The organism is Porphyrobacter sp. LM 6, assembly GCF_001720465.1.
Classification (GTDB): domain Bacteria; phylum Pseudomonadota; class Alphaproteobacteria; order Sphingomonadales; family Sphingomonadaceae; genus Erythrobacter.
This window is the reverse complement of record NZ_CP017113.1, coordinates 1829611-1853625: the sequence shown is the minus strand read 5'-3', so window position 1 is coordinate 1853625 and position 24015 is coordinate 1829611. Positions and strand designations below refer to the sequence as shown.

At 65.2% G+C, this 24015-nt stretch carries 23 protein-coding genes and 1 tRNA gene; 8 read left to right on the top strand and 16 right to left on the bottom strand.

The features are described from left to right. The first annotated feature begins 79 nt into the window (after window positions 1-79). A complete protein-coding gene (panB, locus tag BG023_RS08855) occupies window positions 80-955 on the top strand; it encodes a 3-methyl-2-oxobutanoate hydroxymethyltransferase (RefSeq protein ID WP_069310119.1) in 876 nt (291 codons plus the stop codon). A 40-nt stretch (window positions 956-995) separates the two neighbouring features. Next, window positions 996-2063 (top strand): DUF475 domain-containing protein, encoded by a 1068-nt coding sequence (locus BG023_RS08850; protein ID WP_190315745.1) that lies wholly within the window; start codon window positions 996-998, stop codon window positions 2061-2063. Here BG023_RS08850 and BG023_RS08845 read toward each other — a convergent pair. Genes BG023_RS08845 through BG023_RS08825 form a run of 5 tightly spaced genes read right to left on the bottom strand, consistent with a single transcriptional unit; the run spans window position 2041 to window position 9330 of the window. Continuing rightward, window positions 2041-3015 (bottom strand): bile acid:sodium symporter family protein, encoded by a 975-nt coding sequence (locus BG023_RS08845; protein ID WP_069310118.1) that lies wholly within the window; start codon window positions 3013-3015, stop codon window positions 2041-2043. The two genes, BG023_RS08850 and BG023_RS08845, sit on opposite strands and share 23 nt — an antisense overlap. A gap of 43 nt (window positions 3016-3058) precedes the next feature. After that, window positions 3059-4474 carry a tetratricopeptide repeat protein gene (locus BG023_RS08840; protein ID WP_150122839.1) on the bottom strand — a complete coding sequence of 472 codons (1416 nt, stop codon included), beginning with the start codon at window positions 4472-4474 and terminating at the stop codon, window positions 3059-3061. Further along, entirely contained in the window at window positions 4458-5822 is a 1365-nt protein-coding gene (prsR, locus tag BG023_RS08835; RefSeq protein WP_069310116.1) for a PEP-CTERM-box response regulator transcription factor, read from the bottom strand. The genes BG023_RS08840 and prsR overlap by 17 nt, the downstream gene beginning before the upstream one ends. Beyond that, window positions 5822-7966 (bottom strand): XrtA/PEP-CTERM system histidine kinase PrsK, encoded by a 2145-nt coding sequence (gene prsK, locus BG023_RS08830; protein WP_083234631.1) that lies wholly within the window; start codon window positions 7964-7966, stop codon window positions 5822-5824. Before prsK ends, prsR begins: the two co-directional genes overlap by 1 nt. Beyond that, window positions 7945-9330 carry a TIGR03013 family XrtA/PEP-CTERM system glycosyltransferase gene (locus tag BG023_RS08825; protein WP_069311230.1) on the bottom strand — a complete coding sequence of 462 codons (1386 nt, stop codon included), beginning with the start codon at window positions 9328-9330 and terminating at the stop codon, window positions 7945-7947. The genes prsK and BG023_RS08825 overlap by 22 nt, the downstream gene beginning before the upstream one ends. A gap of 190 nt (window positions 9331-9520) precedes the next feature. Here BG023_RS08825 and BG023_RS08820 point away from each other — a divergent pair, with 190 nt between their 5' ends. Beyond that, window positions 9521-10009 (top strand): nuclear transport factor 2 family protein, encoded by a 489-nt coding sequence (locus BG023_RS08820; RefSeq protein ID WP_083234630.1) that lies wholly within the window; start codon window positions 9521-9523, stop codon window positions 10007-10009. Window positions 10010-10019: 10 nt separating this feature from the next. Here the strand turns inward: BG023_RS08820 and BG023_RS08815 are convergent, their stop codons facing one another. After that, on the bottom strand, window positions 10020-11393 hold the full coding sequence (locus tag BG023_RS08815; RefSeq protein ID WP_069310115.1) for a helix-turn-helix domain-containing protein: 1374 nt from the start codon (window positions 11391-11393) through the stop codon (window positions 10020-10022). Between the two features lie 179 nt (window positions 11394-11572). Between BG023_RS08815 and BG023_RS08810 the strand changes: the two genes are divergently transcribed. Continuing rightward, entirely contained in the window at window positions 11573-13171 is a 1599-nt protein-coding gene (locus tag BG023_RS08810) for an isocitrate lyase (protein WP_069310114.1), read from the top strand. A gap of 155 nt (window positions 13172-13326) precedes the next feature. Continuing rightward, window positions 13327-13512, top strand: a complete 186-nt coding sequence (locus BG023_RS08805) for a hypothetical protein (protein WP_069310113.1) — start codon at window positions 13327-13329, stop codon at window positions 13510-13512. Window positions 13513-13610: 98 nt separating this feature from the next. Here BG023_RS08805 and BG023_RS08800 read toward each other — a convergent pair. The 3 genes from BG023_RS08800 to efp all read right to left on the bottom strand — a co-directional run bounded on the left by BG023_RS08800 (window position 13611) and on the right by efp (window position 15253). After that, window positions 13611-13695: transfer RNA gene (locus tag BG023_RS08800), tRNA-Leu, on the bottom strand. Window positions 13696-13856: 161 nt separating this feature from the next. Next, window positions 13857-14675 carry an inositol monophosphatase family protein gene (locus tag BG023_RS08795; RefSeq protein WP_069310112.1) on the bottom strand — a complete coding sequence of 273 codons (819 nt, stop codon included), beginning with the start codon at window positions 14673-14675 and terminating at the stop codon, window positions 13857-13859. A 14-nt stretch (window positions 14676-14689) separates the two neighbouring features. After that, window positions 14690-15253, bottom strand: coding sequence for an elongation factor P (gene efp, locus BG023_RS08790; protein ID WP_069310111.1), 564 nt, complete (start codon window positions 15251-15253; stop codon window positions 14690-14692). 186 nt (window positions 15254-15439) lie between these two features. Here efp and BG023_RS08785 point away from each other — a divergent pair, with 186 nt between their 5' ends. Together BG023_RS08785 and BG023_RS08780 are read left to right on the top strand one after the other, a co-directional pair. After that, window positions 15440-15856 carry an elongation factor P gene (locus BG023_RS08785; RefSeq protein ID WP_150122838.1) on the top strand — a complete coding sequence of 139 codons (417 nt, stop codon included), beginning with the start codon at window positions 15440-15442 and terminating at the stop codon, window positions 15854-15856. A gap of 16 nt (window positions 15857-15872) precedes the next feature. Then, the gene (locus BG023_RS08780) at window positions 15873-16598 is read left to right on the top strand and encodes a haloacid dehalogenase type II (protein ID WP_069310109.1); all 726 of its coding nucleotides are present in this window, start codon (window positions 15873-15875) and stop codon (window positions 16596-16598) included. Between the two features lie 8 nt (window positions 16599-16606). Here BG023_RS08780 and thiE read toward each other — a convergent pair whose 3' ends face one another. From thiE to tkt, 7 genes are all read right to left on the bottom strand, one after another. Beyond that, window positions 16607-17245 carry a thiamine phosphate synthase gene (gene thiE, locus BG023_RS08775; RefSeq protein WP_069310108.1) on the bottom strand — a complete coding sequence of 213 codons (639 nt, stop codon included), beginning with the start codon at window positions 17243-17245 and terminating at the stop codon, window positions 16607-16609. 39 nt (window positions 17246-17284) lie between these two features. Next, window positions 17285-18169, bottom strand: coding sequence for a fructose bisphosphate aldolase (locus BG023_RS08770; protein ID WP_069310107.1), 885 nt, complete (start codon window positions 18167-18169; stop codon window positions 17285-17287). 142 nt (window positions 18170-18311) lie between these two features. Continuing rightward, window positions 18312-18764 (bottom strand): PaaI family thioesterase, encoded by a 453-nt coding sequence (locus tag BG023_RS08765; RefSeq protein ID WP_069310106.1) that lies wholly within the window; start codon window positions 18762-18764, stop codon window positions 18312-18314. Window positions 18765-18766: 2 nt separating this feature from the next. Next, complete coding sequence (locus BG023_RS08760; protein ID WP_069310105.1) at window positions 18767-19192, bottom strand: YybH family protein; 426 nt, start codon at window positions 19190-19192, stop codon at window positions 18767-18769. A 1-nt stretch (window position 19193) separates the two neighbouring features. After that, complete coding sequence (locus BG023_RS08755; RefSeq protein ID WP_069310104.1) at window positions 19194-20399, bottom strand: phosphoglycerate kinase; 1206 nt, start codon at window positions 20397-20399, stop codon at window positions 19194-19196. Window positions 20400-20513: 114 nt separating this feature from the next. Continuing rightward, window positions 20514-21521 carry a type I glyceraldehyde-3-phosphate dehydrogenase gene (gap, locus tag BG023_RS08750; protein WP_069310103.1) on the bottom strand — a complete coding sequence of 336 codons (1008 nt, stop codon included), beginning with the start codon at window positions 21519-21521 and terminating at the stop codon, window positions 20514-20516. A gap of 15 nt (window positions 21522-21536) precedes the next feature. Next, window positions 21537-23534: a transketolase gene (gene tkt, locus BG023_RS08745; protein ID WP_069311228.1), complete on the bottom strand. Its 1998-nt coding sequence runs from the start codon at window positions 23532-23534 to the stop codon at window positions 21537-21539. A gap of 259 nt (window positions 23535-23793) precedes the next feature. Between tkt and BG023_RS08740 the strand changes: the two genes are divergently transcribed. Next, window positions 23794-24009, top strand: a complete 216-nt coding sequence (locus tag BG023_RS08740; RefSeq protein ID WP_069310102.1) for a hypothetical protein — start codon at window positions 23794-23796, stop codon at window positions 24007-24009. The last annotated feature ends 6 nt before the right edge of the window (window positions 24010-24015 follow it).

Sequence of the window (24015 nt, the reverse complement as noted above, 5' to 3'; positions counted from 1 at the left end):
CGCTAGCGCAACAGCCACGCAACACAAGCCGTAAAGCACGCTCTTTCCCCCGACGCGCACAGCCGCTAGAGCCTTCGCCATGTCCACGACCTTCCAGCTCGACACCAGCACCAGCCGCGCGAACCCGACCCCGCAGCCGATGCGGCGACTGACTGTGCCGGGCGTGCGCGCCCGCAAGCAGGACGGCGTCACAGCCGAACCGCTGGTGATGCTGACCGCCTACACCGCCCGCCAGGCCCAGCTGCTTGATGCCCATTGCGACCTGTTGCTGGTGGGTGATTCCCTCGGCCAGGTGATCTACGGCTTGCCTTCGACGATCCCGGTGACGCTCGAGATGATGGCGAACCACGGCGCAGCGGTGGTGCGTGGCTCTTATCATTCGGTGGTGGTGGTCGATATGCCCTTCGGCTCCTACGAAGCCTCACCCGAACAGGCGTTCGAGAGCGCGGCGTTTCTGCTGAAGCAGACAGGTGCGGCGGCAGTAAAGCTTGAAGGCGGCGCAGCGATGGCGCCGACGGTCGAGTTCCTCAACAGCCGCGGTATTCCGGTGATGGGCCATGTCGGGCTCACTCCGCAGGCGGTCAACGTGCTCGGCGGCTATGGCGCGCGCGGACGTTCCGATGCGGAAGCCGAAAAGATCGTCTCCGATGCTATCGCGCTCGATAAGGCCGGAGCATTCGCCATCGTCGTCGAAGGCGTGGTCGAACCGATCGCCATTGCCGCGACCAAGGCGGTGTCCTGCCCGACCATCGGCATCGGCGCCTCCGCACAATGCGACGGGCAGGTGCTGGTGACCGAGGACATGCTTGGCATGTTCGAACGAGTTCCGCGCTTCGTGAAGCGATATGAAGATATCGCCGGTGTTATAGATCGCACCGTCGCGCGCTATGCCGAGGAGGTGCGTTCCCGCACCTTCCCCGGCGAAGAACAGACCTACCAGCCCAAGAAGGGCTGAACTCACCCTTCCCCTCATCACAAGGTTTCAGGCCCCTGCCATGCAGACGCTGCTTCGTTATTACACCTTCTCGCTGATCTTCACCGTCATCTGCCTTGGCCTCGCCGGATGGTATGGGCTCGTTAGTTCTGGCACGCTGATCGGCATGGCGCAGGTGCTATGGATCGTTGTGATCCTGTCGGTGTTGGAGGTTTCGCTCAGCTTCGACAACGCCGTGGTCAACGCCTCGGTGCTCAAGGAAATGGACGAAGTCTGGCAAAAGCGCTTCCTGACCTGGGGGATCGCTTTTGCGGTGTTCGGGATGCGGATCGTCTTCCCGCTTGCGATCGTCGCGATTGCCGCCGGGATCGGACCGATGGAAGCGCTCAATCTGTCGCTCAACAATCCGCAGGAATACGAACGGCTGGTCAGTTCGGCGCATATCGGCATTGCCGGTTTCGGCGGCGCGTTCCTCGCGATGGTGGGGATGAAGTTCTTCTTCGACGCCGACAAGGAGGTCCACTGGATCGGCAGCATCGAACGGGCGCTGTCAAAGGTGTCGAACCTCCCGGCAATCGAAATCGCCCTGCTCCTGCTGGGCATGTGGGGCATTTCCACACTGCTCCCGGTCGAGGAGGCGCACACTTTCCTCGTTGCCGGGATGCTGGGCCTTGTCACCTTCATCGCCGTGGAAGCGGTGAGCCATTGGCTCGAAATGCGTGAGGAAGCCGCACGCATGGCTGGCGCGGTGGTGCGCAGCGGGTTTGGCGGGTTCCTTTACCTCAACATCCTCGATGCAAGCTTCAGCTTCGACGGCGTGATCGGCGCCTTCGCACTATCAAACAACATGATCGTCATTGCGCTCGGCCTTTCGATCGGGGCGATGTTCGTGCGTTCGATGACGGTGCACCTCGTCAAGCAGGGGACGCTGGCAGAATACCGCTATCTCGAACACGGGGCCTTCTGGGCAATCGTGGTGCTGGGTGCGATCATGCTGGTCTCGGCCGTGTTCCACATCCCCGAGACGATCACCGGCCTGATCGGCGCGATCCTGATCGGTCTTTCGTTCTGGTGGTCGGTCCGCCACCAGCGCGCCGAACGCGCGGCTAACCCCGCGCCAGACGCATAGCCAAAGGCGCGGCCAGCACCAGCTGGGCGAGATGATAGAGCAGCAGCGGGGCGATCACGAACCCTGCGGCTGACGGCGCGAACAGGATCGCGGCGAGCGGAGCCCCCACCGCCACGCTCTTCTGCGATCCGGCAAACAGAAATGCGATCCGGTCTGCGCGCGGCAGGCCGAGCGTGCCGCTGACCGCCCATGCGGAACCTAGCGCCAGTCCCAACATGGCGAGCACGAGGCCGGTCAAGACGGCCCAATCAGCGGGGGTGAACATGGTCCCCAGCCCTTGCTCGACCGCGCCGGAAAAGGCGACATAGACCGCGATCCCGATCACCGAGCGATCAAGCCACGCGATGCGTTCGCGGTGGGACTGCACACGCTCGATGAAGCGGTCCTGCACGGCCTGTCCGATGAGGAACGGCAGCACCAGGATCAACCCGATGCGAATGATCGCCTCGCTGCCGATCTCCCCCGCTCCGCCCCCGCCCAAAAGCGCGAACAACGGCGCGCTGACGAACACGCCCGCGATATTGATCAGCGCCGCGCCGACCACCGACAGCGCGACATTGCCATGGGCAAGGCTGGTGTAGGAGGTCGCCGACTGCACAGTCGAAGGCAGGCAACCTAGATAGACGAACCCGATCGCCACCAGCGGCGGCAGAAGCGGGTCAGCGAGGCGGGCAAACCCCATCCCCATCGCCGCCATGCCGACGAACACAAACAGCATCAGCGGCCCGAAATAGCGCCAGTTGGCCAGACCGCGCGCGATCTCGCTGCGCCTGATACGCATCCCGTTGACGAGGAAAAGCACGAAGATCCCGGCATTCGACACCGTGGTCGCAATCGCGCGGTGCGGGCCGGTTGCCGGGAGCGCCAAAGCCAGCAGCGTCGAAACCACCAGCACCGCGATCATCGGATCGCGCAGAAACGGGAGACGGGCAAGGAGGTTCGGCTTGGACATGTTGCGCGCCGCCCTGCCCCGCCTGATAGCGCTTGTCGAGCCGCTATGGCGTCAGGCGTGGCGGGCGCAGCATTGCTTCAAGTCGGGCAAAGCTTTCTGCTTCCCCTGCCCGGCCCAATGCTTTCGCGGCATCACGACGCAGCGCCAGCACCCGCAGATCATGCCCGCTGCCGAGTGCGATGGCGTGATCAAGCAATTGCTCCGTCCGGCTCCATTCCCCCCGCGCTGCCTGACGCTCGGCCAAGGCAATGACGGCGCTCGCAGCGTTCGGCTCGCCCGTCACATGGCGCGCCAGCAGTGTGTCGGCGGCCTCCGCATCCCCCACGCGGCGATAGGCAAACACCGCTCGGCGCGTGAGCGGCCAGGGACGCTTGACCTTCGCAGCGCGCGCATAGGCTGCCAGCGCCTCTTGCGGCTGTCCTGACGCCAGTGAGGCATCACCCGCGAGGCTTGCGGCATCGGCGGAAAGCGGGAAGCGGCGTTGCAGGGACCCAGCGGCGGACAGCGCGGAGGCAGAGGCTCCCCCGTCCAGCATTCGGCGCATGTCGCGGGTCGGCGGCGGCAGGCCGTCAGAGGCGGCCAGAACGACCGCGCCGTCCGGTGCCCGGCCATAAGCACGCGCCAGCAGCGGCGCTGCACGCGCGCGGTCTCCCGACTGCTCGTGAGCCCGTGCCACCATCATCATCAGATAGGGCGAGGCATCGCTGCGTTCGGCATCGGCCCCGAAGCGGGCGACAACATCAGCCGCGCGTCCGCCGGTGAGCAACGCCCGCGCCTGCAGCTCGCGCACGCGAACATTGCCCGGTTGGCGCGCCGCCAGTGCCTCAAGCGTGGCCGCTGCGCTATCGGAATTGCCTTCCTCCAGCGCGATCACGGCGTCGAGCAGCATCGCCGCCGGGACACCGCGCGTTGCCATGCCGCTGCGCGCGAGCAGACTGCGCGACAGCGCCCAGTCCCGACCGCGCGCCGCCAAGACCGCCTGCAAATAGAATACCCGCGGTTCATCGGGCGCGATTTCGGCCAAGTCGCGCACCGCTGCAAGCATCGCCCCCGCTTGCCCGGCATCTCCCAGCGCGGCGGCATACTCGGCGCGGGCATCGGCGTTGGCGGGATCGGCCTTGATCGCCGCTTCGAACCACGGAAAGGATGCCGCAAAGCCATGAGCATCGCGCACAATCAGCGCACGCAGTAGCAGTGCCGGGCCATAGTCCGCCCCACGCGCCAGAGCCTGATCGGCAGCCTCCAGCGCGGCGAGGTGCTCGCCGGCACGGTAACGATCCCTAGCGAGCACCACCCAATAGGACGGTCCATCGGGATCCTGACTGTTTGCCGGATCGCCTGAAGTCGAAGCCGTTGGCGCAGGCGCTGCCGTCGCATCGCCGCAGGCCGACAGGCACAGCAAGACAGCAGCAATCAGCAACGCCAGCAGCGATGCCCGAGAGTCAGGTTTGCAGATCATACTGCTTGAGCAGGTCATACAGGGTCGGACGGCTGATCCCGAGCAGCTTGGCCGTGCTCGAAATATTGCCCTCGCTCCGCGCGAGTGCGTGGCGGATCACGCGGCGATCCGCCGCCTCGCGTGCAGCCTTGAGGTTGAGCACATCGGCGCTTTCTTCCTCGTCCTTGCCGAAATCGAGATCATCGGCGCTGACCAGCTTGCCATCGGCCATGATCACCGCGCGCTTCACCCGGTTTTCCAGCTCGCGGACATTGCCCGGCCAGTCGTGCGCGTCGATCGCGGCGAGCGCATCGGGCGCAAAGCCGGTAACCGAAGGGTTCATCTCCGCCGCGAACCGCTTGAGGAAGGCCTTGGCGAGCAGCACCGGATCGCCGTGCCGTTCGGCAAGACCCGGAATGCGCACGACGATTTCCGCAAGGCGGTAGAACAGGTCTTCGCGGAACGCGCCCTGGCGGATCATGCTTTCAAGGTCCTGATGGGTGGCACACACGATGCGGGTATTGACCGCAATCGCCTTGCGCCCGCCGACGCGCTCGATGGTGCGTTCCTGCAGGAAGCGCAGCAGTTTGACCTGCAAGGGCAGCGGAATGTCGCCCACCTCGTCGAGGAACAGGGTGCCGCCGTTGGCGCTTTCGATCTTGCCTTCGGTGGTCTTGATCGCCCCTGTGAAGGCCCCCTTTTCGTGGCCGAACAGCTCGCTTTCGAGGAGGTTTTCGGGGATCGCGGCGCAGTTGATGGCGACAAACGGTCCGTCCGCCCGGTCGCTTGCGTCGTGGAGGCCCTGCGCCAGCAGTTCCTTGCCCGTACCGCTCGCGCCGAGCAGCATCACCGATACGCTGGTGCGGGCAACACGTTCGATGGTGCGCGCAACCTTGACCATCTCCGGCGCGCCGGTGACGAGGCGGCCCAACACCGTCTTGTCGGCGCTGGCGCTGGCCACCAGACGGCGGTTTTCCTCCTCGATGGCACGCAGGTTGAAGGCGCGCCGCACGATCAACCCTAGTGCCTCGATATCGATCGGCTTCTGGTAGAAGTCATAGGCCCCGCGCGCGATCGCTTCGAGCGCGCTTTCGCGGGCGCCGTGGCCGCTGGCGACGATCACCTTGGTGTCGGGTTTAAGCGCCATGATCGCATCGAGCACGGCAAAGCCTTCGCGGGTGCCATCGGGATCGGGCGGCAGACCGAGATCAAGCGTGACCACGTCGGGCGCTTCAGCGCGCAGCGCGGTCAACGCGCTGTCACGGTCGCCGGCAATCACGACCTCGAAATCATCGTAAGCCCACTTGAGCTGCGCTTGCAGACCCGGATCGTCCTCGATCACGAGCAGCACGGGTTTCTTGTCAGCCATCAGGCGACCTCCTGCGAGGGGGATTGGGGTGTGGGGGCACCGCCGAGCAGCCGGGCCGCTTCGGCCAGCGGCAGAACCACGGAGAAACGGGTGCCGAGTCCTTCGCGCGATTCGACCGTCACGCGGCCGCCCATCGCCCGGATCAGTTCGCGCGCCTCGAACGCACCGATGCCGAACCCGCCCTGCTTGGACGAGACGAACGGCTTGAACAGGCCCGTGCGGACAAATTCGGGGCTCATGCCGCAGCCGCTGTCGACCACTTCGATGGTGCCGTGGAGATCAAAGCCGGTCACATCGAGGAAGACCGGTGTTCCTGCGGGACTTGCGTCGATCGCGTTCTGAACGAGGTGGATCAGAGCTTGCTCAAGCGCCTCGCGATTACCCATCACCAGCACCGGTTCCTCGCGGGTCAGCGCGACGGGGTGCGAAGCCCGCAAACGATCGGCGATCGAGCGGGCGAGCTCTGAAAGGTCAAAGGCATCGCGCTCGTTCACGTGTCCGGCACCATATCGTCCGAGCCGCGCAAGGAGCGCCGAAAGCTTGTCTGCCGAATTGCGCAGCGTCACCAGCATATCAGCGCGGAAGGCCGGGTTATCGGCATGCTTCTCGGCATTGGCGGCAAGCAGCGAGAGCTGACTGACGAGGTTCTTGATGTCGTGCATCACGAACGCCATGCGCCGGTTGAATTCATCGAACCGGCTGGCATCCATCAGCGCCTGCTGACCCGCCTGTTCGGCGAGGTAGCTGGCAAGCTGTTGGCCTGCGACGCGCAGGAGATCGAAATCCTCCCAATCGAGCTGGCGTTCAATCCGCGGACGGGCGAGCACGATCGCGCCGACCAGCCGGTCGAAGTGGAGCAGCGGGACCAAAGCCCAGGCATCCTCGGCTTCGATCAGCCAATCAGGCACTTGCGCAGCCTCGCCGTGATGGTCGATCCCGCGGCGCACCTCTTCAAAGGCCAGCACGAGGTTGTGCTGCTCGATAAGGCCCGACAGGGCGTATTCCGCCGCTACCGCCGGGACCGCGATTGTAGGCCAGTTCCAACGCGCGGTCAGTTCAAGCTGTGCTTCCTCGTTGGGCATCAGCAGCAGCCCGGCGGGGCTGTCGGTGATATCCGCCAGCGCCTTGACCGCGCGTTCGTGCAGGCTTGCACTGCTCGGCCCGCTATGGCCGATGGTGCGGGTGAACCGCAGCCATTCCTCGCGGTAGTCATAGCGGTGCTGGAACAGGTGCTTGGTCGCTGTCACCCGCAGCCATCCCCGAAGACGCGGCGAAGGCAAGGCGAAGGCCGCCCCGCCCAACGCCAGCAACACGAACATGATCTGACTGGTGCGGGCAATATCCCCGCCGATCAGCGCGAGCGCCTTGGTGACCAGCACCATCGCGGCCAGATAGCCGCCGATCAGCAGCAGCGAGAGCGTTCGGAAGGTTACGGCGCGCGAAGGGTTGAACTGTACGCGCGGGCCTGCGGCATTCATGCCGAGCGCGAACAGCACCGCCATGATCCCGGCGAAGAGGCCGCGCGCATCACCAATCATCTCCGGCAGGATGCCGCCGAGGTATGCGATCGTTGCGAGGTTGAGATCATAGGCAAAAATCCCGGCCAGACCGATGCCGGTCCAGCGCAGCAGTGGACGCACGCCGCTCGCTGCACCCGCATAGAGATTGTGCAGCAGCATCAGCGCGCCGATCGACACCAGCATGTCGATCACCATCCGCACTTCAAACACCGCTCCTGACAGCGCCGAAGGATCTGCGGCGTTGAGGTTGATCAACCCAAGCACAGGCTGAAGCAGTTGCACCAGCACCAGTGCGATGATCACCGGACGGATGGGCTTGAGGCTGGCGTTGCGGCCATCGGCGGCGAACAGCGCATAGATCGCCGCGATCAGTGCGAGATTACGCGCACTCGATGCGGCGATGCTCAACACATGGTCCGGGCCCACCATCGCTGACAGCAGGCACCACATGGCACTGCTGGCAGCGGCGGTCATCAGGCCGCGCCGGTCAGGGCGGGAACGCTCGCCGTTGCGCCAGATCCAAAGCGCTGCGACCGTCCCCAGCACCGCGCCTGCAATCCAGGCCAGGCACGCGCCAAGCGGCATCAGAAGTTCGCCGCCGATCACCGTGCGCCCTCCGGCCATAGGATCACGCGCAGGGTCTGCAACAGGATCACCAGATCGAGAAACGGCGTGTAGTTTTTGGCGTAGTAGAGATCATACTCCAGCTTGCTGCGACTATCCTCGACCGACGCGCCATAGGGGTAGTTGATCTGCGCCCAGCCCGTAATGCCGGGCTTCACCATGTGCCGTTCGCCGTAAAACGGGATCACCTCTTCGAGACTGTCGACGAAGGCTGGCACTTCGGGGCGCGGGCCGACAAAGCTCATCTGGCCTTTGAGCACGCTCCAGGTCTGCGGCAACTCGTCGATCCGCAGCTTGCGGATGATCCGGCCGACGCGGGTGATGCGCGGATCGTTTTCCTCGGCCCACTTGGCACCGTCCTTCTCGGCATCGGTCCGCATCGAGCGCAGCTTGATCAGCGTGAAGGCCTCGCCGTACAGGCCCACCCGCTGCTGGCGGAAGAATGCCGGCCCCTTGCTGTCGATCTTCACCAGCGCGGCAAACAGCGCGATCACGGGCAAGGTCAGCACCAGCAGGATGAGGCTCGCGGTGATATCGAAGATACGCTTGACCGCGCTCGAGAACATCCGCCCGCTCGAAAAGCCGTCGGAGAAGATCAGCCAGCTGGGATTGACGGTGTCGAGATCGACCCGCCCCGTCTCGCGCTCGATGAAGCTGGAGAAATCGTTGACGTGGACACCCTTGGTCTTGATCCGCAGCAGGTCCTTTAGCGGCAGCGCATTGCGGCGTTCCTGCAAGGCAAGCACCACTTCACTGACACCGAGATTTTCAACGAAACGGCCCAGATCATGGATCGCCGCGCGCGGGATCGCTTCTTCGACCAGGCGCTTGTCCTCGCTCATGGCGACATAGGCGACGACGGCAAAGCCGGTTTCGGGGCGCTCGCTCAATTCGCGCAGCCGCATGGCCCGCCCACCAGCGCCCAGCACCATGATCCGCCGCCGGAACGCCGACGAGCCGAGGAAGGAGTTGAGCAGCAGGCGGTCTGCCACCAGCACGACAATCGCCAACACCATCGTGTACAGAAGCGTCGAGCGCCAGAAGAGGTCGCTTGGAAGAATGAAGTCGATCAGTGCCAGCGCAAGAATGGCAAGGCTGATCGCCACAAGCAGCCGCGCCCCGGCAAAGCGCAGGGACCGCAAGGCATAGGGACCATAGACCCCGACCGAAATCATCGCGAGCCAGATCACCAGCGAAGTGCCCATCAGGGCCACTCCGCGACCGCCAACCTCGCCCACGTCCATCCCGATCTGATGGGCTCGCCATTGCCACGCGATCTCGCTGGCCATGATCAGCAAGACAAGATCCAGCAGGCCGAGCAGCAGCACGGCATGCGGAATGTAATGCTTGAACAGGCGGATCATCTCGCGGGGGGCCTTTGGTTCCTGGCTGGCCGCCATCCTACCCGCGAGACATTAAGTGTCGGTAAACTTTACAACGTCCGCCCAGCGCCAAGATTTGCGGGGGTTTCGAGGGTTAACATCGCGAAAACTTGGTCTTGTTCGGGATTTACGCCAATAGGGTTTCGCAGCACCTGACTTGGGGGACAAAGTGATGGCAATGCACAGCAACAGACGGGAGACCTTGGGGATCGGCCTTGCGCTCACCGTGACTCCTGCGATCGCCGTCGCCCAGAATGCCGAGAGCTCGGCGGAAGCGGCGCTGATGGCTTTCCTGCGAAGTTTCGCGGATTGCGATCTTCCGGCAATGGAGGCTGCATTCGCGCCCGACGCGACAAGTTTTGATGCCGTTTCGGCGGGTGCGTCGGCGCCCTTGTCCAGCCGCGAGGCCCTGAAACGGGCATCGGGCATGCCGGCGAGGATGCGTCAGATCGCCCAAACCTTGCCAACAGAGCGACCGGGGCCGCCCTATCATCGCCCCGACCTGATCCAGGATCTGCTCGTTCAGGTCACAGGTGACGTCGCGCTGTGCACCTTCCACTTCGATAATCCCGACCGGCTTGGTCGCCGCACAATCGTCTTGGTGCGCCGCAGCGGGGAGTGGCGAATTCTGCACATTCATGCCTCGAATCAGCAGTTCTGAGCCAATCCTCTTAACGCTCGGCGCCTGAGCGTGGGCGGGGCAGCGTGCTGGCAAGCCGCGCCGGTGCCGGGGTCAGACATTCCACCCGTCCGCACCGCAGGCAGGGCGTGCCCAGCGGCACCGCATCGGCCCGGTCGAGCGAAACGCCGCGGGCGTGGGCCAGGTCTCCCGCAAAGCGCGCCTCGATCCCCAGCACGACCGCACGCCGGCCAGCGCACATCACCCCGTCCCCGTCGACTGTGCGAGTGATCATGAACCAGTGCCGCGCCGCCGCCTCGCCCTCGCCGAAAGTCACCGCTTGGGTGAGCACCGTGCCGGGCCGCTCGAACGCCGCGTAAGGAACCCAGGCAGGCCAGCGCGCGCCATCGAGCGGGTAATGCGCGGCGCTTCCCCCGGTGGTGAATTCGGTCATGCGGCCCGCCCGGTCGATCGTGGCCATGAAGAACGGCAAACCGCGCTCACCGACCCGTCCAAGGGTTGTGAGCCGATGGGCAACCTGATCGAAGCTAACGGCAAAACGGCGCTGCAGCACCGCCAGATCATACCCCGTCGCCTCGCACGCGCGCAGAAAGCGGCGGTAGGGCAGCAGCAGCGCACCTGCGAGATAATTGGCGATATGTTCGCGCAAGGCCTCGCGCGCCTCTGGAGTGGCGAGATTGGCCCCTGCGACCAGCAGTTCGATCCCCTCCCGCATTTCGAGCATCCCGACCTGCCGGGCGATCTGGAACCGCCGCGCTGCCCCCGGCAGCATCTCGGAAAGCTGCAACTGGCGCGCGTGCAGATCAAGCCGGTGCACCTGACCCGGCATGACTTCCGCGGGCAGGATGCGGACGGAGAGCTGGTGCCGCTCACGCAGCCGGTCGCCCAGCGCGGCGCTGATCTCGCCGCGCGAAAGACGCAGCTCATCGGCGAGGTCTTCGGCGGCGTGATCAAGATCGGAAAAGTGGTTCTGCCAGCGTTCGATGGCGCGGCGTGCTGCGGCGGCGGCATCCTCGCCATCCGCCCGCACCACGCCCGCTCCGGCGGTGCCGCCCTGATCGTAAAGCCGGGCAAAAGCGGCAGCGATCTGGGGCGCAGCGGAAAGGAACTCCTGCACCTCCTCGCGGTCGATCCCGAGGTCGGCGAACCGCTTGTCCGCCATCCGGCGCACCATCCCGTCGAATCCGCCGATCGCGTCATCTTCGCGCAGGGAGCGCGGGTCGAAATCGAACCGCTCGATCACCCGCACCAGCACCTTGGCAGAGAGCGGACGCTGGTTGCGTTCGATGAGGTTGAGATAGGACGGCGAAATCCCGAGCGCGCTCGCCATTGTCGCCTGGGTCAGCCCTTCGCGCTTGCGCAAACGGCGCAAGGCAGGTCCGGCGAGGAGATTGGTGTCAGCCATGCCGCGCTTGTAAATATATTTACTGTTTTACACAAGATCGCAGGCAAAAGTGGCGATAGCGACACGAATTTTTGTAAGTTTCCCTGTCATGCTGCGGCGCAACACGCCAGATCATGCCCATCCAGCGGCGCGAGTCTTCCACGGCACGCTCCACTCCCCAGGATGGACAGGAGACGCACATGACCTACCAGAACACCATCTCGCGGATGCGCGACATCGTTGCGGCCAACGGCCCGAGCTGGGCCGCGATCGATCCCGAGAGCGCCGCGCGCATGGCGATCCAGAACCGCTTCGCCACGGGCCTCGACATTGCCAAGTACACCGCGAAGATCATGCGCGCCGACATGGCCGCCTATGACGCGGACACCGCCCAGTACACCCAGTCGCTTGGCTGCTGGCACGGTTTCATCGCGCAGCAGAAGCTGATCGCGATCAAGAAGCACTTCGGCACCACCAAGCGCCGTTACCTCTACCTGTCGGGCTGGATGGTCGCCGCGCTGCGCAGCGAGTTCGGCCCGCTGCCCGACCAGTCGATGCACGAGAAGACCTCGGTGCCCGCGCTGATCGAGGAGCTCTATACCTTCCTCAAGCAGGCCGATGCCCGCGAGCTCGGCATGATGTTCCGCGCGCTCGACAATGCCCGCAAGGCCGGTGATGCGGTCGAAGCCAAGCGGCTCGAGAACGCGATCGACAACTACGAAACCCACGTCGTTCCGATCATCGCCGATATCGACGCAGGCTTCGGCAATGCGGAAGCGACCTACCTCCTCGCCAAAAAGATGATCGAGGCGGGTGCCTGCGCGCTCCAGATCGAGAACCAGGTCTCGGACGAAAAGCAGTGCGGCCACCAGGACGGCAAGGTCACCGTGCCGCATGAGGACTTCCTCCAGAAGATCCGCGCCTGCCGCCATGCCTTCCTCGAAATGGGCGTGGAAGACGGCATCATCGTCGCCCGCACCGACTCGCTCGGCGCCGGCCTGACCAAGCAGATCGCCTTCTCGAAGGAGCCGGGCGATCTGGGCGACCAGTACAACAGCTTCCTCGATGCCGACGAAGTCGATCCGGCCAACATTACCAACGGCCAGGTCTTCATCAGCCGCGACGGCAAGCTGCTGGCGCCCAAGCGCCTGCCTTCGAACCTCTACCAGTTCCGCCCCGGAACGGGCGAGGACCGCGTCGTGCTCGATTGCATCACCTCGCTCCAGAACGGGGCGGACCTGCTGTGGATCGAGACCGAAAAGCCGCACGTGGAACAGATCGCCGGCATGGTCGATCGCATCCGCGAAGTCGTGCCGAACGCCAAGCTGGTCTACAACAACTCGCCCAGCTTCAACTGGACGCTGAACTTCCGCCAGCAGGTGTTCGATGCGTGGGAAGCCGCGGGCAAGGACGTGTCGGCCTATGATCGCAGCCGCCTGATGAGCGTCGATTACGACGGCACCGAGCTGTCGGACGAGGCAGACGAGAAGATCCGCACCTTCCAGCGCGATGCCGCTGCACGGGCGGGGATTTTCCACCACCTCATCACGCTGCCGACCTACCACACGGCCGCGCTCAGCACCGACAATCTCGCCCGCGAGTACTTCGGCGAGGCGGGTATGCTGGGCTACGTCAAGGGCGTGCAGCGCGAGGAAATCCGCCAGGGTATCGCCTGTGTGAAGCACCAGAACATGTCGGGCTCCGACATTGGTGACGACCACAAGGAATACTTCGCCGGTGAAGCCGCGCTGAAGGCCGGCGGTGTGCACAACACCATGAACCAGTTCGAGGCGGCCTGACGCGTTTCGCAGGTGGGACGCTGCATGATCACGCATGATGATCAGCAGCATGAGGATGCCCGCTCGCAACCAACCGGAAACTGCGCTTGCAGCCTTCCGGTTGGTTGCTGAAACGCCTAAGGACCTGCGGGTGACATCACCCAGCGGAGAGTGACATGACCGATACCGATACCCCGAAGACCGAGCCTGCGCGCGCCCGCGCCCTGCTCTCCACCGCCGACATGAAGCTGCTGCGCCGTGCGCTGGAAAGCCACGCCCGCGCCACCGAAGACCGCGAGGAGCTGGCGAAGATCAACGCGCTGCACCACCGCCTCGGGACCTACGTGCCCGCTTCGGAATAACCCCGTTTCACAGTTCTCCTGGGGAGGAGAAACGGCCGCCGGAATGCGCCCCTAGGGACCGCGCTCCGGCGGCCGCCTTTTTTGATCTCGGGAAAATGTGGTGCCCCTGGCCAGACTCGAACTGGCACTTCTTTCGAAAACCGATTTTGAGTCGGTCGCGTCTACCAATTCCACCACAGGGGCACTGCGCGGATGGGCGGCTGTTAGCGAGCGCCATCCCCGCTGGCAAGCAATGGGGCCACTGTTCCACGTGGAACATCACGCAAACAGGGGTCTAGACCGACCTGGAGGGGGTCTAGAGGGGGTCTAGGAGGGGTCTGGACGCACCAAACCCCGCCCGAATTTCAGCGCAGCGCGCCAGCCAGCAGCTTGTGCAGCTTGGAATGGAGCACGTCGTTCCCTGCCAGCACCTGCTCGGAATGGATCGCTTCCGACCGGCCGCGGAAGTCGGAGACGAAGCCGCCCGCCTCGCGCACCAGCAGACAGCCAGCCGCCGTGTCCCAATCGCTGAGGCCGCTTTCCCAGAACCCGTCAAACCGGCCCTGCGCCACATAAGCGAGATCGAGCGAAGCCGCGCCAAAGCGGCGGATGCCCGCCACTTCCGGGCCGATCGCGCCGAAGATGCGGGTCCATTCGCCGATATCGCCGCGCCCGAAGAACGGGATCCCGGTCGCCACCAGCGCATCGGACAGGCGCGAGCGCGCCGAGACGCGCAGCCGCGCATCGTGGAGCCATGCCCCGCGCGATTTCTCGGCCCAGAAGGTCTGATCGGTAATCGGCTGATAGACCACGCCCGCAACGACATCGCCCCAGCCCTTGCCGTCGGCGCGCGGCTCCTGCGCGGCGATGGAAATGGCGAAGTGCGGGATGCCGTGGAGGAAGTTGCTGGTGCCGTCCAAAGGATCGACAATCCAGCGCGGCATACCCGGATCGCCCTCGATTACGCCGGCTTCTTCCATCACGAAGCCCCAGCCCGGACGGGCCGCGAGCAGCTCGTCATAGAGCGTGCGTTCCGACCGCATATCGGCCTTGCTGACGAAATCAGCCGGGCCCTTGCGGGATACCTGCAAGTGCTCGACTTCGCCGAAATCGCGGCGCAGACGCCCGCCCGCCTTGCGCGCGGCGCGTTCCATGACGCGGATGAGGCCGGAAATAGCTGCCATGTTCTGTCAGTCCCTCAGCCGGCCTTGCCGACGTAGGCCTGCTCGTAGACATCGACGATGATGCGCGTGCCGCTGCCGATGTGCGGCGGCACCATGATGCGCACACCGTTATCGAGGATCGCGGGCTTGTAGCTCGACGAGGCGGTCTGCCCCTTCACCACGGCATCGGCCTCGACGATGGTCGCTTCGACCTGCGCTGGCAGTTCGACGCTGATGGGCTTTTCGTCCCACAGCTCGAGCGCGACCTGCATCCCGTCCTGAAGGAAGGGACGCGCATCGCCCAGCAGATCGCCGGGAAGCTGGATCTGCTCGTAGGTGTCGTTGTCCATGAACACGAGGTCATCGCCCTCGGCATAGAGGAACTGGAAGTCCTTCGTATCAAGGCGCACGCGCTCGACCGTGTCGGCGCTGCGGAAGCGCACGTTGGTCTTGCGGCCATCCTGCAGGTTCTTCATTTCGACCTGCATGTAAGCCCCGCCCTTGCCGGGTTGGGTGTGCTGGATCTTGGCGACCTTCCAGATGCCGCCTTCATATTCCAGGATGTTGCCGGGGCGAATATCGACGCCGCTGATCTTCATGGGGCTGTGGGCCTTTATACGAGGTGGAAAGAACGAGAGAGCGCACGGCCACAAAAGGCCTGCACCCGCAAATGATGCGCGCCCATAGCCGAGCCGGCGGGTCCGGGCAAGCGCGCGAGAAACAGGGCGGAACAGCGGCAAAATCCTTGGCCTGGGGCGAGTGGTGCTGGTAGTGGCGGACACGCCATGACAATTCGCCCTAGCCTTCTCCTGACACTCGGTGCCGCAGCGGCGGCGGTTTGCCTGCCCGGCGGTGCCTTGGCGCAGGATGACAGCTCTCTTCGCAGAGCCTCACGCCCGCAGGCCAGCGGCGTGCTCAACATTCTGCGTCACGGCGTGTGGCAATGCGCCCTGCCCGGCGATGCCGGCGGCGCGGCCTTTGTCGATGTGCCGGAGGAGGGTTTCCGCATCGGCACCGCCTCAAGCTACATCAACGCGGCGGGTGGCGGCATCTACCTGATGCGCGGCACCGAGGTCGTCTTCACCCGCGGGCCGAAGAAGGACCAGCGCTTCAGGCAGCTTGGCGAGAACACCCTGCAGAAGCTGAACCCCGACGGGTCCCCGAGCAAGCTGATCTGCACGCGCGTCGGCAACGGGAACTGAGCGGGACTGTGTGAGGATGACCGCCGCTGCCCTGCCCAAGGCGCTCGCCTTCGACGTATTCGGCACGGTGGTGGACTGGCGCACCAGCGTAACCCGCGAATCTGCCGCTTTTCTCGCGAAGATCGGCAAGGATGCTGGCGATGCTGCCGCTTTCGCCGATGATTGGCGCGGGCAGTATATCGCTGCGATGGTCGGGATGCGGAAATCGGGGCGTGCCTTCGTCCCGCTCGATGTGCTCCACCGCGAAATGCTCGAAGCCGCCTTGCGCGGGCGCGGGATCGACCCGACCGGCCTTGACGAGGCGCTGCTGGCCGAGTGGAACCGCGCGTGGCACCGGCTCGATCCGTGGCCCGATGTGGTCGAGGGGCTGACACGGTTGAAGGCGCGGTTTCCGATCGTCACCTGCTCGAACGGCAATATCGCGCTGATATTGAACATGGCCCGCCGCGCCGGCTTGCCGTGGGATGCCATTCTGGGAGCAGAGGTGAGCGGCGCCTACAAGCCCGACCCCAAGGCCTATCTCCACCCTGCCGAGGTGCTGGGCATTGCGCCGGGCGAACTATGCCTCGTCGCCGCGCATCATGGCGATCTGGCGGGCGCGCGGGCGGCGGGGCTGCTGTGCGCCTATGTCGACCGCCCCGACGAATATGGCGGCGCGCCCGCGCCCGATGCGCATTACGAGCAGGCATGGGAATGGTCGGCCACCAGCTTCACCGATCTGGCCGATCAACTGGGCTGCTGAGGCAGGGCCTAGCCCCGCATCACTTTCGCAAAGGCCTCGATTGCGGCAACCTCGTCCCCGCCCCAGACGGCGTGGCTCACCGCGAGAAAATCCGCGCCAGCTTCGACCAGCGGCTTGCAGTTGTCGGGCGTGATCCCACCAATCGCGACGCAGGGGATTTCGAACAGCTGGCTCCACCAAGTCAGGAGTTCGGGCTCGGGGCGCTCGGCGTCACCCTTGTCCTTGGTCGAGGAGGGGTAGAAGGCCCCGAAGGCGACATAATCCGCCCCAGCCTCGCCCGCTTCCATCGCCATGTGGCGGCTGGCGTGGCAGGTGACCCCGATCTGCGCCTCGCGGCCCAGTTCGGCCCGCGCATCCTTGGGCGAGCCGTCGCCTTGCCCCAGATGCACCCCGTCAGCCTTGATGCGCTTGGCGAGCGCGACCGAATCGTTGACGATGAAGGCGACATCATGCGCGGCGCAGATCGCCTGAAGCGGCGCAGCGAGGCGCGCGGCCTCGTGCTGGTCGACGTTCTTCACGCGGAACTGAAAGGCGGTGACAAGATCCCCGTGCCGCCGCGCACCCGCCGCCAGCGCGCGTTCGAGCCGGGCCGGAAAGTCCCCGCCCACATCGAGCGGCGAGATAAGATAGAGCTGTGTATCGGTCATGACCGCGCGCTAATCGCTCGCGCGTCGCATGTCACCTGTTCACACGCTCGCGCTGGCGATCTGGTCGATTGCCTTGCCGAGGACGGTGTTGAACTCCTCGTCGCTCTGCTGCTTGCGCAGGTCCTGCAAGAGACCGCGGCTGAAGCTGGCGATCATGCCGGGGTTCTGCGCGAGGCGCGAGCAGGCGTCGTCGGTCGAGAACCCGCCCGACAGCGCCACGACGCGCAGCACCTTCGGATGGCTCACCAGCGGGGTGTAGAGCCCGGCCGTGGCGGGGATCGAAAGCTTGAGCATCACCTGCTGGCCTTCGGGCAGCGCATCGAGGTGCTTGATGATTTCAGCGAGGAGAATGTCCTCGCCCGCCACGCGGTCGGCGGCGGTGATGTCGTATTCAGGCTCGATAATCGGCATCAGCCCTGCGGCGATGATCTGCGCGCCCACTTCGAACTGCTGGGCAACCACAGCGGCGATCCCGCCCGGATTGGCCGCCTTGATGACCGAGCGCATCTTGGTGCCGAACATTCCGGCCGCGACCGACTTGTCGAGCAGGCCGGCGAGCTTCACCATCGGCTTCATCAGCTGCACGCCGTCGGCTTCGTCGGCGAGGCCTTCGTCGACCTTGATGAAGGGGACGATCCCGCGGTCCTTGAGCGCTTCAGCGGTGGGCTTGCCATCGACCAGCCCGTCCATCGTCTTTTCGAACAGGATCGCGCCGATCACCTTGCCGCTGCCGAAGCACGGCGAAGTAATCACCCGCGCGCGCATCGCGTGGATCTGCGCGAACATCGCGTCATCACCCGACCATTCGCTGTCATCGACCCCGTAACCGCGCAGCGCCTTGGGGGTCGAGCCGCCCGACTGGTCAAGCGCGGCGATGAACCCCTGTCCGGTGGCGATGCGGGTCGTCATGTCGGCGGTGTTCATGGCTCGTGTCTCCAAGCGAATGGGCGATGTCTGGTCGGGTTATGCATACCTATGCATAACCCCTCGATCGCGCCCTTAGCGATGCCTTTGGCTCGCTGCAACAGTCCGTGCTGCACATGCACAGAAGTGACCGATCAGGCGTTCAACGCCGGGACAGGCGGCGGATGATTCCGGTGAAGCTGAGCGCCGGTTGCCCGTCACCTGTAATCAGCCCGCGCACGAAGATCGTTTTGCCCCCGCCGCGCGTCACCTCGCCGCGCGCCTCGACCAGCGCGCCCTGCTGCACCGAACCGAGGAAATCGCCCGACAGGTTGAGCGTCACCGCGTGATCGCCATTGAGCACATCGGTGGCGATGGCGAACAGCGCGAAGTCCGCGAAGGTCATCATGCACCCGCCATGCATGAACCCGCCGCCGTTCATGTGGCGGGCCTCGGCGCGGAAGGCGCTGGTGTAGGAGCCATCATCCTCGCGGCGGTAGTAGAACGGGCCGGAGCGCGTTTCGAACGGATCGCCGTTCCAGTAACGCCATCCGGCGAACTCGCCGTCCTCCATCACGCTCAACAGCCCGTAGCTGGTTTCGACCGCTTCGCTCATCGCTACTTCCACAATTGCAGCTTGCTGACCGACGCCGCCAGCGCATCGCCGGGTTCGAGCCGCGCAAGGCTGCGTTCCGCGAGCTTCCATCCGCCAAACGCGCCCTTGCGCCACAGTGCGGTGACAAGGAAAGCGCCCGACCAGCTCTTGAGTCCCACGCCCATATCGAGCTCGGCCCCGGCGACAAACCACGCAGCCTTGCCGTGCTGGCGCACAAAGACTTCGCGGTAATTGAACTTGTTGCAGGCGAACCCGCGCTCGGCCGCAGCGAGGAAGCTGGGGCGATCGAGCAATTGCGGCGGCGTGGTGCCGGCCATCAGCATGAAATCGCGCGCAAGGAGCTTCTTCAGCTCCTTGGCATCGCCCGCCACCCAGGCGCGCATGAAGCGCAATTCGAGCGCCTCGATCTCGGTTTCACTCGACGCCATTTCAGCCCTCGAGCGCGGCGACGCCGGGCAGAACGCGGCCTTCCATCCATTCGAGGAACGCGCCGCCAGCGGTTGAAATATAGGTGAAATCGTCCTCGACACCCGCCGCTGCCAGCGCCGCCACGGTATCGCCGCCACCCGCCACGCTGATAAGCGAGCCTTCGAGGGTCAGCGCCGCAGCGGTGCGCGCCAGCGCCACGGTGGCGGCATCGAAGGGCTCGGTCTCGAAGGCACCCAGCGGGCCGTTCCACACCAGCGTGCGGCAGGTCTTGAGCACATCAGCCAGCGCTTCCACTGCCTGCGGACCGACATCAAGGATCATCTCGTCCGCCGCCACTTCGTGCAAGTTGCAGACCCGCATGCTCGGCGGGTTGGCGGCGAATTCCTTGGCCACCACGACATCGTAAGGCAGGTGGACGGTGCAGCCCTTGGCGTCCGCTTCGTCCATGATCCGGGTGACGGTGGGCGCAAGATCGTGTTCGCACAGGCTCTTGCCGACATCCACGCCGCGCGCGGCAAGGAAGGTGTTGGCCATGCCGCCACCGATGATGAGGTGCTGCACCTTGCCGACGAGGTTTTCGAGCACGGCGAGCTTGGTCGAAACCTTGGCCCCGCCCACCACGGCAACAACCGGCTGTTCGGGCGTGCCGAGCGCAGCATCGAGTGCCTTCAATTCCGCTTCCATCGAACGGCCCGCATAGGCCGGCAGGATATGCGCGAGGCCTTCGGTGGTCGCGTGGGCGCGGTGCGCGGCGCTGAAGGCATCGTTGACGTAGAGCGTGCCGTGCGCGGCAATCGCCTTGGCGAGCGCGGGATCGTTCTTTTCCTCGCCCGGCCAGAAGCGGGTGTTATCGAGCAGACCGATGTCACCGGGGCGCAGGATGCTCTCCACCGCCTGCGCCACCACCGGCCCGGCGATTTCGGGGATGAACATGATCTCCTTGCCGATCACCTGCTCGACATCGCCGATCACCATGCTGGTCGAGAGCATCGAGGAACGCTGCCCACCCGGACGGCCGAAATGCGCCAGCAGCAGCACCTTGGCCCCGCGCCCTGCGAGTTCGAGGATCGTCGGCTTCACCGCCTCGACCCGCGTGACGTCGGTGGCCGAGCCATCCTTCATCGGCAGATTGAGATCGACGCGCACCAGCGCGATCTCGCCGGTCAAGTCGGCGGGCAGATCATCGAGGGTCTTGAAAGAACTCACGCCAATTCTCCGTTCGCCCTGAGCCTGTCGAAGGGCTGCACTTTCTTCCGAACCGTCGCTCAAGAAGAAGAGCGGTGCTTCGACAAGCTCAGCACGAACGGTATTCTGCCCGTATCAGAGGAACTTCGCCACCACGCCCGCCGTGTCGATCATGCGGTTCGAGAAGCCCCATTCGTTATCGTACCAGCTGACGACGCGGGCAAGCTTGCCTTCCATCACGCTGGTTTCGAGGCTGTCGACCGTCGAGGACGCCGGATAGTGGTTGAAGTCCGAGCTGACGAGCGGCTGGTCGGTGTAATCGAGCACACCCTTCATCGGGCCTTCGGCAGCGGCCTTCAATGCGGCGTTGATTTCTTCCGCCGTGGTGTCGCGGCTCGGCACGAAGACGAGGTCGACCATCGAGACGTTCGGGGTCGGCACGCGCACCGACGAGCCATCAAGCTTGCCCTTCAGTTCGGGCAGAACGAGGCCCACCGCGCGCGCAGCGCCGGTGGTGGTCGGGATCATGTTCTGCGCGCCGGCGCGGGCACGGCGCAGATCGGGGTGGATCTGGTCGAGCATGCGCTGGTCGTTGGTGTAGGAGTGGATCGTGGTCATGAAGCCGCGCTCGATCCCGATCACATCGTTCAGCACCTTGGCCACCGGCGCGAGGCAGTTGGTGGTGCAGGACGCGTTGGAGATGATCACGTCATCGGCGGTCAGCGTCTTGTGGTTCACGCCGTAGACGATGGTCTTGGAAACGCCGGTCGCGGGCGCGGAGATGATCACGCGCTTGGCGCCTGCGGCGAGGTGCGGGCGCGAAGCTTCGTCCGACTGGAAGAAGCCGGTGCATTCGAGCACGATATCGATGCCCATCGCCGCGTGCGGCAGGTTGCCGGGATCGCGCTCCTTGGTCACCGCGATGCGCTTGCCGTTGACGATGATCGCATCGCCATCGGCGGTCACATCGCCCTTGAAGCGGCCGTGGATCGAATCATGCGCGAACAGCAGCGCGTTGGCCTTGGCGTCGGCCAGATCGTTGATCGCGACGAGATCGAGATCGTGATCGGTGCGTTCAAGGATCGCACGTGCAACCAGACGGCCGATGCGGCCGAAACCGTTGATGGCAACCTTCGTGGCCATAGTCCAAACTCCTGCTTAAGCGTTCAACTTGTTCATGATTTGCGGGACGATTGCCGCCGCGGTGAGGCCGAAATGGGCGAACAGATCGCCCGCCGGTGCCGAAGCCCCGAAGCTGTCGATGCCGATGTTGAGCCCGCCTTCGCCGGTGTAGCGTTCCCAGCCCTGGGTCACCCCGGCTTCGATCGACACCTTGAGCGCATCGGCAGGCAGCAGATCGGCGCGGTAGGCCGCGGGCCGCTTGGCGAAGAGGTCCATGCACGGCATCGAGACAACATCGGCGCCGATGCCGGCCGTTTCAAGCTCGGCAGCGACGGCGCAGGCGAGTTCGACTTCCGATCCGGTGGCGATCAGCACCACCTTGCGCGCGGCGGTGGCAGCGCGCAGGCGATAGGCCCCGGCAGCGCAGCGGTTGGTGGCAGCGGTCCACGCCTCGTCCCCCGCCCCGCGCAGCGGCGCAAGGTTCTGGCGGGTGAGCGCCAGCACCGAAGGCGTTTCCGGCGTTTGCAGCGCCAGCGCCCAGCATTCGGCGGTCTCGATCGCATCGGCGGGGCGATAGACGTTGAGGTTGGGGATCAGGCGCAGGCTCATCACCTGTTCGATCGGCTGGTGGGTCGGCCCGTCCTCGCCCAGCCCGATGCTGTCATGCGTCAGCACATAGACCGCGCCGACGTGCTGGAGCGCCGAGAGGCGGATCGCGTTGCGGCAATAGTCGCTGAAGATCAGGAAGGTGCCGCCATAGGGCACAACCCCGCCATGCAGCATCATCCCGTTCATCGCCGCCGCCATGCCGAATTCACGGATGCCGTAATAGACATAGCGGCCCGCATAATCCTCGGGCGAGAACGGCGTGGTCGACGGGGTCTTGGTGTTGTTCGATCCGGTCAGGTCAGCCGAACCGCCGATCAGCTGCGGCAGCTTTTCGGTGAGCGGCCCGAGCGCCATTTCCGATGCCTTGCGGGTCGCGACCTTGGGCGGATTGGCGGCAAGACCGCGGATGTAATCCTCCAGCGCAGGCCCGGCGAGATCGGCGATGCTCGCCATCTGGCGCTCGAACGCGGCCTTGCGGGGCGAGGCTTCGAAGTGGCCCGCCCAGGTGCCATGCGCGCGGCGACCGGGTTCGCCTGCCGTGCGCCAATCGGCGAGGATATCCGAGGGAACCTCGAAGGGCGCACTGGTCCAGCCGAGATAGTCGCGCGCGGCGGCGATCTCGTCCCCGCCCAGCGGCGCGCCGTGGACCGAATGGCCGCCCTGCTTGTTGGGCGCGCCCTTGCCGATCACGGTGCGGCAGGCGACCAGCGAGGGGCGCGGATCGGCCTTGGCTTCGGCTAGCGCGCGGGCGATGTCGGCAAAGTCATGCCCGTCGCACTCAGCAACGTGCCAACCGGTCGCGACATAGCGCGCCTTGATGTCTTCCGAGGTCGACAGGTCGGTGTCGCCATCGATGGTGATGCGGTTGTCGTCCCACAGCACATTGAGGCGGCCAAGCTTGAGGTGACCGGCAAGGCCGATCGCTTCATGGTTGATGCCTTCCATCAGGCAGCCATCGCCCGCTATCACCCAGGTGCGGTGATCGACCAGCTCATCGCCGTAGACCGCATTGAGGTGCCGCTCGGCCATCGCCATGCCGACCGCCATCGCCAGACCTTGCCCCAGCGGACCGGTCGTGCATTCCACCCCGTCGAGCAGGAAGTTTTCCGGGTGGCCGGCGCAAGGGGAACCGAGCTGGCGGAAGTTGCGGATGTCGTCGATCGTCGGGCTGGCATAGCCCGAGAGATAGAGCAGGCTGTAGATCAGCATCGAGCCGTGACCGGCCGACAGCACAAAGCGGTCGCGATCGGCCCAATGCGGCGCGGCGGGATCGAACTTGAGGAACTGCGTCCACAGCACAGTGGCGACATCGGCCATGCCCATCGGCATCCCGGGGTGGCCGGAATTGGCGGCCTCCACCGCGTCCATCGAAAGCGCGCGGATGGCGTTGGCCATCGGTTGAAGGCGGTCGGGTGCGAACGTCATGGGCGCGCGTGTCTCCTGATGCTGCCCGGCGCATGCCTGTTCCGGGCCAAAACCGGCCGGGCCATGCGCGTATTCCATGGCGGCGGACGGGCGATTCGATCCCTCGATTGCGGGCTGTGCCATTGCCGAGCAACAGGGGCAGGTCAACCTCGAGCGGACGGGAGGCGCGGCACTGTCCGCAGCCGCATCTGCGCCGACTTATCAACAGACCCCGCCAAGCCTTTGCGTGGCGAGGCCTATCTTGATATTTCTGCACGCCATGAACGCCGACCGTATCGAGCGCGCGATGCAGCGGATCGAGGCCGCGATGGAGCGGATCGGACGCGTGCGCGACAGCCTGCCGGGCACCCCTTCCGGGGCGGATGCCGGCGCGCCTCGGGTCGCCGAACTGGTCAACAAGCATGAAAAGCTGCGTGAGCAGGTCGCTGAAAGCCTTCGCGAACTTGATGAACTGCTGGCCAGGTTGGAGGATTGACACGCG

What these genes read in the sequence shown, in the direction of transcription:
- tkt (WP_069311228.1), bottom strand. Translation starts at nt 23,534, where the DNA reads ATGACGTTCGCACCCGACCGCCTTCAACCGATGGCCAACGCCATCCGC.
- prsR (WP_069310116.1), bottom strand. Translation starts at nt 5,822, where the DNA reads ATGGCTGACAAGAAACCCGTGCTGCTCGTGATCGAGGACGATCCGGGT.
- efp (WP_069310111.1), bottom strand. Translation starts at nt 15,253, where the DNA reads ATGAAGATCAGCGGCGTCGATATTCGCCCCGGCAACATCCTGGAATAT.
- BG023_RS08785 (WP_150122838.1), top strand. Translation starts at nt 15,440, where the DNA reads ATGACAATTCGCCCTAGCCTTCTCCTGACACTCGGTGCCGCAGCGGCG.
- BG023_RS08820 (WP_083234630.1), top strand. Translation starts at nt 9,521, where the DNA reads ATGGCAATGCACAGCAACAGACGGGAGACCTTGGGGATCGGCCTTGCG.
- thiE (WP_069310108.1), bottom strand. Translation starts at nt 17,245, where the DNA reads ATGACCGATACACAGCTCTATCTTATCTCGCCGCTCGATGTGGGCGGG.
- prsK (WP_083234631.1), bottom strand. Translation starts at nt 7,966, where the DNA reads ATGGCCGGAGGGCGCACGGTGATCGGCGGCGAACTTCTGATGCCGCTT.
- BG023_RS08740 (WP_069310102.1), top strand. Translation starts at nt 23,794, where the DNA reads ATGAACGCCGACCGTATCGAGCGCGCGATGCAGCGGATCGAGGCCGCG.
- BG023_RS08805 (WP_069310113.1), top strand. Translation starts at nt 13,327, where the DNA reads ATGACCGATACCGATACCCCGAAGACCGAGCCTGCGCGCGCCCGCGCC.
- BG023_RS08850 (WP_190315745.1), top strand. Translation starts at nt 996, where the DNA reads ATGCAGACGCTGCTTCGTTATTACACCTTCTCGCTGATCTTCACCGTC.
- BG023_RS08760 (WP_069310105.1), bottom strand. Translation starts at nt 19,192, where the DNA reads ATGGCGTCGAGTGAAACCGAGATCGAGGCGCTCGAATTGCGCTTCATG.
- BG023_RS08770 (WP_069310107.1), bottom strand. Translation starts at nt 18,169, where the DNA reads ATGAACACCGCCGACATGACGACCCGCATCGCCACCGGACAGGGGTTC.
- gap (WP_069310103.1), bottom strand. Translation starts at nt 21,521, where the DNA reads ATGGCCACGAAGGTTGCCATCAACGGTTTCGGCCGCATCGGCCGTCTG.
- BG023_RS08845 (WP_069310118.1), bottom strand. Translation starts at nt 3,015, where the DNA reads ATGTCCAAGCCGAACCTCCTTGCCCGTCTCCCGTTTCTGCGCGATCCG.
- BG023_RS08765 (WP_069310106.1), bottom strand. Translation starts at nt 18,764, where the DNA reads ATGAGCGAAGCGGTCGAAACCAGCTACGGGCTGTTGAGCGTGATGGAG.
- BG023_RS08825 (WP_069311230.1), bottom strand. Translation starts at nt 9,330, where the DNA reads ATGATCCGCCTGTTCAAGCATTACATTCCGCATGCCGTGCTGCTGCTC.
- BG023_RS08810 (WP_069310114.1), top strand. Translation starts at nt 11,573, where the DNA reads ATGACCTACCAGAACACCATCTCGCGGATGCGCGACATCGTTGCGGCC.
- BG023_RS08795 (WP_069310112.1), bottom strand. Translation starts at nt 14,675, where the DNA reads ATGGCAGCTATTTCCGGCCTCATCCGCGTCATGGAACGCGCCGCGCGC.
- BG023_RS08780 (WP_069310109.1), top strand. Translation starts at nt 15,873, where the DNA reads ATGACCGCCGCTGCCCTGCCCAAGGCGCTCGCCTTCGACGTATTCGGC.
- panB (WP_069310119.1), top strand. Translation starts at nt 80, where the DNA reads ATGTCCACGACCTTCCAGCTCGACACCAGCACCAGCCGCGCGAACCCG.
- BG023_RS08815 (WP_069310115.1), bottom strand. Translation starts at nt 11,393, where the DNA reads ATGGCTGACACCAATCTCCTCGCCGGACCTGCCTTGCGCCGTTTGCGC.
- BG023_RS08840 (WP_150122839.1), bottom strand. Translation starts at nt 4,474, where the DNA reads ATGATCTGCAAACCTGACTCTCGGGCATCGCTGCTGGCGTTGCTGATT.